The sequence below is a fragment of the Clostridium sp. genome (assembly GCF_036781005.1).
In the GTDB taxonomy this organism is placed as follows: domain Bacteria; phylum Bacillota; class Clostridia; order Clostridiales; family Clostridiaceae; genus Clostridium_B.
Map to the genome: position 1 here is coordinate 1 of NZ_DAIQBT010000072.1, position 5,731 is coordinate 5,731.

Below are 5,731 nucleotides of genomic sequence, written 5' to 3' on the forward strand. Positions count from 1 at the left end.
ACTTTGTATTTAACAACGTCAGTAGTTCTTCAAAAATACTGTGGGTGGACTTTAAGATTTTGGAGGATTCGTAAAGATGGGTTTACCTAGATATGTTATAAACTTTGACGAATTGACAGATGAACTTAGAAGAGATTTAATCCAGATTATAGATGATGCAATGAAGGATAAATACCCACAATTGGACATACAGGAGATTAAAGCGCTTTTGAGTGAAATAGAAGACTTGCTACCAGATGAAAAGTATAGGGGACTAAGGAACAGAATAGAACAATTTATAATGTATAAATATGATGGTACCCAAAAAGTCCAGGGAGCTTTAATTGATATTCCTGCAATTATAAGTGATTATAAGCAGGATTTTGTTTTTGATAAGGATATATTTTTAACAGGATTGCACTTCAACCAAACCGGATGGAAAAAGAATGATAGATACAGTTTGATTATAGATAAAGAAAAAATAATAGATGGTGCCACTACCAAGGAAATAGGGGAGCATAAATACTTTAACACTTACTATAAAGTAAATGCCAATACTCCTGTTTCTTTTATTTTGCATAATAATAGTGGCAACAGCAGACAAACTTTAGTTGATCTAGAATACCTGGAAGGGCAGGAAACTACAATAAACCCTTCACCACCAGATCCGGATATAAATGATATACCAAATGATTGGGATATAGCAGTCCGTATGCAGTGGGAGGAAAGCTCACCTTGTGACATGGATTTACATGGGTTTATGGGAGACATGCATGTGGCTTTTTGGAATAGAACATATGATGGATTTTATTTAAATTGGGATTACCAAGAACATATAAGCAATGATAATCCTGAAATAATATCAGTCAGAGGGCATTACAACAGGGTTTTAAGGATATATATACATGACTATAATTTAGTGCCTTTGAAGAAGCCTGTAAATATAAAAATATATGAGAAGAGATCCTATGGTGTAGTACTTTTAAAAGAATATGATATTGAAGTCGAAAACAAAAGTCCTCTGGGCTATGGAGTATGCAGTATAGACTTAAAAACTAAGAAAATAACAGATATATTTACCAGAAAGAATATATTTGAATAGGAGGTAGTTACATGGCAGTGACAGAAGATTTTTATTACGTGGAGGGTAACACCAGTGTAAAGAATTTGGTTAAGACCCTTGTTACTGAAATAACCCAAAATGCCGGAATTTATAAATGGGATTTAGTAGTTCCAGATAGTATAGATAAAATAGGACTTACTACACAGCAACAAATAGATTTAATAACAGACGGAAGTTTAGCTGACGGTATACAAACTGTATTTACAGTAGATAGGCCTGATGATACCTGCATATTAAAAACTACTACAAGTTATGGAAAAACTTTTTATGTAAAGATATGGAGGGATATAAAAGATACCTCTGTAGAAGAATTTCAGGCTTTAAAGAAATTTAAAAGTTTGCACTCTACTGCTACGGGAGGTACTAGAACTGATGCACAAGTTTTGGGAATAATGGCGGGTAAAATTGCAATAAGTGGAGAATATCACGATCCGTCAGAGTATAATAACTACGTTAGTGCCATGAAGGGAGAGCTGTCTTTAAACTGTATAAAAATAAAAATAGCCAGAGAACTTAATGCAGATGGCACTGATATAGATATATCAACTGAAATACAGCAAAGATATAATCATAGGTTAGCTTGGTATAAGACTTTATCTCCAGAAATAAAAGATTTTCTACCAGTACAATATTGGTTAAATGTTACAAAGGATTCTATAAATCTAGTATTGAGAGGAGATCCTTCTGCAGATGTTGCTCCATATAATAATTATTTGACCAGCTATGCTTATCTAGGATGCTTAAAACCAGTAGAGGACAGTGCCTATACAGATGATGAGTATAATTTTGGAATAACGACCGGCTCTGATATTGAACCCGATTATGTAACTTATTATGGAGTTAGAACAGCCACAGGAGTAACAGATGTTTGCATGATAGCAAACAAAGTAGGGATGCCATATCAACCCCATTATCCGGCTTTCTATACAACTAATCCGTTTATGGATAAGTGTAATGTGGAAGGAAGCAGGTGGGACCATAAGAAACATCAATTCAGTGATATTACAGTAGTTCATCCTGTGGATATGGAAAGGGGAAAAATGATTAATGTACTTGTAGGAGATGCTTCAAGCATTTATGATGCAGACAAACTGGTATATCTAAAGGACACGGATCAGGAGGAGAGTTATAAAAAATTTAAAATTACAGCACCTTTCAGTTTTTTAAACAATAGTGCAAATATAAATTATTGTCTTGCCATCAGGTGTTATAAATCCTCTGAATAGGTCTGAATAAGTAGGTGGTATAAATGCCCTTGCACGGAATTCCCTTGTGTAGTTTTAATTATGTAAATAATATTTGCTCTGGAGCTCCATTTAAATATAACACTTATGGGCAAATAACAAAACCCGAGGTAATTACATTGTCTTTGACATCTTTGACAAATTCTAAAGAAATTGATAAGAAATTTAGAAAAGAACTGTTTAGAAATAATTCTAATTCTAACATATTTAAATATGTAAATAGTTCTTTTCTAATTAAGAAGAACTATGAAATTTATGATAGAAAGTACACAAAAGAACTTGTAAACAAGTGTAAAAAAGTAACTATAGTTAAAAGAAATAAATTCCTTAAAGGGGATAATACCGCAATAAATATAGAACGATACAGAGCCTTAAGATCAATAAATAAAGAACTAAATATATTGTCTGATACCTATCTAAAAACAAATGAACCTGATTTTATTAAAAGCAAGGAAGTAATACTTAGTAGAGAGGATACTTTTATGTTTTTAAATATAGATCACAAAATTTTAAAAAATGAAAAGTATATCCCTTTGAACTGTGAAAAAGCTAAAAGCATGGAAGGTATAAATAAGGAATTAATCATAAGAAGTGGTATAAATTTATCAAGATACTGGCAAGATGGAATTTATAAAAATAATAGAATATGGATGTTTTCAATTTGTGAGCAGTTAATGTCTGTAAATTTCTATGATTATTTTAATCTTGAAAGGCTAGGCCACGAACTTTGTATAGAAGATGTTAAATTAACAACACCTTTCCGTATGTATGATATTAATAAATTTAAATTAAAAACCTTAAAGAGGATTGCTCAAAAGGATTTAAGTATGTCAAATGTAAATATTGGGCTTAAAAGAGCTTTTCAGAAAGAGTTTCTTAGAAGCTGTATTGTAGGTATGTTTAGTAGAATAGGTCTAAGAGATATTAATTTTAATGTGGCAGATAAAAAATTAAATAAAAGAATCAATATTAAAAATATAAATAAAGTAGAAACATATAAAGGTATCCATAGAATAATTAAGTATCGCATAATAAAATCCTTATACAATAGATCTCTACGTGAATACTCCTATAAAGATATAAATAAAATTTACAGCCATCTGTACTTAAAGAAAATAGTTTTTAAATCTATAGTTAAACATTTTAACAGCAAATTTTTAAATAGGAGAAGTGAGAAAAATATTTATTCTAAGAGTTATATAGGGATATTAAAAGAGATAAAAATGGATGTATTTAAACTTACCTATAGGGGATTAGATAAAATAAGGATATGGAATATTTATAACAGACCAGTAGAAAAGATTATAGATGATGTAAGCAACATAGAAGTAATCAAAGCTTATTACTATTATATAAGAAATGAATTGAAAAATGAATTATATAAAGAGAAGAATTCTAAATATATAGAAGTTATTAAAAGATGGTGGTGGCTGAACCCCACAGAGCCAAAAGACAGCATAATTATTCCTAACAAAGATTTCAAGTATAACCAGGAGCTTTTAAATAATCCGGAATATGAGTACCTTAGATTCGCCAACCATCCTATAGATTGGGGAAATGCTTGGGGGCTAGATTACAACATTCCTGCCTATGCTGTAAGCGTTGAAATAATGCTGGACTTACTAAATATCTTGATTATGGCATGGCACGATAATGTACAAGGGTGGATGTGTAGTACAGGTAAGGAATCCATGCAGTTTATTATGGAGCTTATCTATGACTGGTATACTTTAGAGACTTCAATGCCTAATCCAGATTATTATAGGGCCTACAGATGGATTAGATGGGAAGCAGAAAAAGTATACTTTTTAAATTTGGATACTGGATTGCAGGCCGTAGGGACACTTATAGCGAATCTTATAGGATATTTAAAAAATCATGAATTTAATTTAGTTCCACTTTGGAGAAATCCAAAGGCCATGGATATAGAAAGAAATTTTAATAAGGTTGCTCAAAATGGTGATTTAATGAAAGTCTTAGATAAGATAAAGGGTGAAAGGTATTATTATATAGAGACCCAGAATGTAGAAAAGAAAAATATTTTTGGAGGTGAGTAGTATGGCTAGTGATAGTAAAATAGATTTTAAATCCCCTAGACAAAAGGAATGGGGAATTATTAAAAATAATTCATTGGCTGAACTTAATTACGGAGGAGCTATAGATGATGAAGGGGATCCTATAAAGGCCTATTCAACAAACTGTTACCAGCATGTGTTAGACCAGGTACATGATCTGTTAGCAAGTGGGACAGGTATGGCAAATATACAAGTCGTAGAATTTGTTCCATATGATTATACAATGCAGCCTGTTGTATAGGAGTTGATTTTAAATGAAACTTATAAAAGTTAGAGATGGATTATTGGAGGTTGAGAATTTTTTCTTGACCTCTTCTTTTGGTGATTTTGCTGGAAGTGCAAATGTAATCAGAGACATTAGTACCGGAAAGGTAAAGTTAATTAGCAACAATAAGATTGAAAGAAATTTTACTTTTGGTGAATTTGTTATAGAACTCGAAAAAGAAAATTTTAGTTTTATGGGACAGGATGATTACTGTATTTTATATCTAGGGAATGATGATTACGCTTTTGGAATTAAGGATGATAAATTAGACGAACAACATAAGTTCTGGAAAATACTAAAACAGGATAACTATATCCAGGCATATGTGAGTGATGATGGAATCAACTATAACAATATAGGTGGTATGAATTTTGCAGAGGATATCACAAAACAAGGATTTGAAAAGTACAGCAATGAAGATTTTATATTGAATAATTATAAAGTGTATGGTAGTCCTTATGTAATAGTACAAAACTTCCCTGAAAATACTGTTTGTGAACTGTATGATTCAGACAACAATTTACTTAAAACCAGAGTTTTTGATAGCAATATGGAGTGTAAGGTATTTTTAGATTCCAATATTAAAGGGCATTTTGTTTTCAAAGATACTGATAGTAATGAACTATACAGATCTGACTTACTGGATTTGAAATATGGAGATGTATATGTATTTAGCCAGTACGAGCTTGAAATAATCTATAATGGAGTAGTTGTTACAAATACAAGTCCTGGTATACTGAAAGATTTGGATGAAAGTGTAACTATTAAAAATGTAGATACTGTAGATTATACCGGATTAAATATTTCAATAGAAACTGCAAGCAATGACCTAATTCAATTAAGTTTAGATGGTGCAACATATTCTGACACCATAACTTTGGATTTAGTACAGGGACAGAGCAAAGATATATTTGTAAAGATAACTAAAAATATAGATAATCATAATTTCTCTGTAAGAGATTTTCAGCTTGTAATAAGTGAGTAGGTGAACGTATGAGTGAATTTTTTAGTGTAACTTTAAATAAAGATGTTGTGCTGGATGATA

Annotated in this window: 5 protein-coding genes; all 5 read left to right on the forward strand. The window is 31.2% G+C overall.

Annotated elements, in window-relative coordinates; translation table 11 throughout:
* Window positions 1-76 precede the first annotated feature (76 nt).
* Genes V7Q02_RS15680 through V7Q02_RS15700 form a run of 5 tightly spaced genes read left to right on the forward strand, consistent with a single transcriptional unit; the run spans window position 77 to window position 5,671 of the window.
* Window positions 77-1,081, forward strand: a complete 1,005-nt coding sequence (locus V7Q02_RS15680; protein WP_333862021.1) for a hypothetical protein — start codon at window positions 77-79, stop codon at window positions 1,079-1,081.
* 11 nt (window positions 1,082-1,092) lie between these two features.
* Complete coding sequence (locus V7Q02_RS15685; protein ID WP_333862022.1) at window positions 1,093-2,328, forward strand: hypothetical protein; 1,236 nt, start codon at window positions 1,093-1,095, stop codon at window positions 2,326-2,328.
* A 23-nt stretch (window positions 2,329-2,351) separates the two neighbouring features.
* Window positions 2,352-4,403, forward strand: a complete 2,052-nt coding sequence (locus tag V7Q02_RS15690; protein WP_333862023.1) for a hypothetical protein — start codon at window positions 2,352-2,354, stop codon at window positions 4,401-4,403.
* 1 nt (window position 4,404) lies between these two features.
* Window positions 4,405-4,662, forward strand: coding sequence for a hypothetical protein (locus tag V7Q02_RS15695; protein WP_333862024.1), 258 nt, complete (start codon window positions 4,405-4,407; stop codon window positions 4,660-4,662).
* A gap of 13 nt (window positions 4,663-4,675) precedes the next feature.
* Window positions 4,676-5,671, forward strand: a complete 996-nt coding sequence (locus tag V7Q02_RS15700) for a hypothetical protein (RefSeq protein WP_333862025.1) — start codon at window positions 4,676-4,678, stop codon at window positions 5,669-5,671.
* The last annotated feature ends 60 nt before the right edge of the window (window positions 5,672-5,731 follow it).